Source organism: Knoellia aerolata DSM 18566 (genome assembly GCF_000768695.1).
Classification (GTDB): Bacteria; Actinomycetota; Actinomycetes; order Actinomycetales; family Dermatophilaceae; genus Knoellia; species Knoellia aerolata.
On the sequence record NZ_AVPL01000131.1, the window covers coordinates 1 to 1,894 of the forward strand.

Sequence of the window (1,894 nt, forward strand, 5' to 3'; positions counted from 1 at the left end):
GGGGGGCGCGGGTGCCGACGGCGCGCTCCGGCGCCTGCTCCTGCTCCCCGGCCTGCTCCTGCTCCTCTTGCTGAGCCGGGGCCTGCTCCGGCACGCGCTCCTGCTCCACTGCCGGCGCCGGGCGCTCGGTCGGGGCCTGCGCGGGCGAGGTGGCCCGGCGACGGCGCGGGGCGCTGACGTCGGGGGCCTGGAAGAGCAGTCCGAAGGAGGCCGCAGCGGGGGCGTCGGCCGGGGCGGGCTCGGCCACGATCTCCTCGACGTCCTCGTCGACCTCGGCCTCGGTGTCGACGACCGCGCGCTCGACGGCCGGAGCGACGGCGGTGAGGTCGTCGGTGTCGGGCTCGGGGGCAGCGTCGGGGGCCGGTGCCTCGGCCTCGGCGGCGGCGGGAGCGAGGGCCTTCTTGGCGCGGGTGGCCTTCTTGGCGACCTTCTTCACGGCCTTCTTGACGGTCTTCTTCGCCGCCGCCTTGGCGGGGGCAGCGGACGGGCTCGCGTCATCGGGCTCGCCCGCGGTGGCGCCGTCCGGCGACGGGACGTCGTCGGAGGCAGGCGGCGCGTCGGGCGTCGTCACCGGCGCCGCGGCCTTCTTGGTCGCTCGGCGGCGACGGGGAGCAGCGGCGGGAGCCGGCTCGGTGACGCCGACGTCCAGCGTGGGGGCGTCGCCCTCGGGGGTGGTGGGGAGGTCCTGGTCAGCCATGTGGGTGGCCTTTCCGGCGCCACGTGGCCGCCAGCCACACCGTCCGGGCTCTCACCCTGACCTGTCGGCCCCGTGGGGCTCGCATCGTGATCGTGCCGGGCGAGGTGCTCGACACGGAAGTCGTGTGCTGTCCCTGGTGCAGTTCGCGCGGCTTCGAGATCCGCAGCGGCACCGATCAGGGAACGACGGCGTCCTTGTCGGCGGCCAATGGATCGGCCACCCCGGCAGCTGCAGCAAGCAGTGGGCCCTGGGCCAGTCGAGTCACCAGGGGGGGAACCGGTGGCCTGAGGTCGGAGACTGCGTGCAGTGCGGTCAGGATGTCATCGGGGCGAACGGACGGTGTGGTGTGCCGAACGACCATCGTCAGTATCGCACAGAACGGGTCCTCGCTCTCGGTGGCGACCATCGACACGACCGCGGAGCGCACGTCGAAGGTGCGTGGTCCGGTCTTGAAGGTGCGGGTCACCTCGACGTGGTCGACCGCGAGGAAGCGCTCGACGGCATACGTCAGGGTCTCGTGGGCGACCTGGCGCATCTCGAGGTGCCAGACGCTCGCCTCGAGCCGCTCGGCGAGGCTGCCGGGGCCCGCTTCGACCACCTCGACGACGTCGAGGTCGGGCGGCAGGGCGTCGTCGAGGGCGCGCCGCAGCGCCTGCGGGTCGACCCGCTCGGTCACGGAGATCTCGAAGTACTCCGCCTCGCTCGCCGTGCCGGTGGGGGCGGCGTTGGCGTAGCTGATCTTCGGGTGGGGGTGGAACCCGGCCGAGAAGGCCATCGGGACCCCGGAGCGCCGCAGCGCCCGCTCGAGGGCGCGGGCGAAGTCACGGGTGGACGAGAACCGCAGCCGGCCACGCTTGGCGTAGCGGATGCGGAGCTTCTGGACCGCCGGGGGTGGGGGCGGACCTTCGGGGATGCGGCGAGCCATGGTGGAACCAGACTAGGTGCCCGGACGTTGCCACCCCCGAGGGGAGTACTTCCCAGGCTCGTTCCGGTCAGTTCGGCCACCCCGACGGTGGCCCCGGTGCGGCACCGGCCTCACGTCGCGGCCGGTGAAGGAGACCTCACCATTCTCGTGGTGAGGACCTGCTGTGAACTCTCTTCTGCCCGCCGCCCCGATGACCTCGGTCGGCACGCCCACCCTGTGGTTCGTCACGATCGCCGGCGTCATCGCCCTGCTCGTCCTGGACTTCCTCGTCA

Annotated in this window: 1 protein-coding gene and 1 pseudogene; both read right to left on the reverse strand. The window is 73.2% G+C overall.

Annotation, left to right across the window (positions count from 1 at the left end):
* Window positions 1–697 (reverse strand): annotated as a pseudogene (locus N801_RS18905) (hypothetical protein); the annotation flags it as partial.
* A gap of 175 nt (window positions 698–872) precedes the next feature.
* Window positions 873–1,622 (reverse strand): TIGR03936 family radical SAM-associated protein, encoded by a 750-nt coding sequence (locus N801_RS18910; RefSeq protein ID WP_035940869.1) that lies wholly within the window; start codon window positions 1,620–1,622, stop codon window positions 873–875.
* Between the last annotated feature and the right edge of the window lie 272 nt (window positions 1,623–1,894).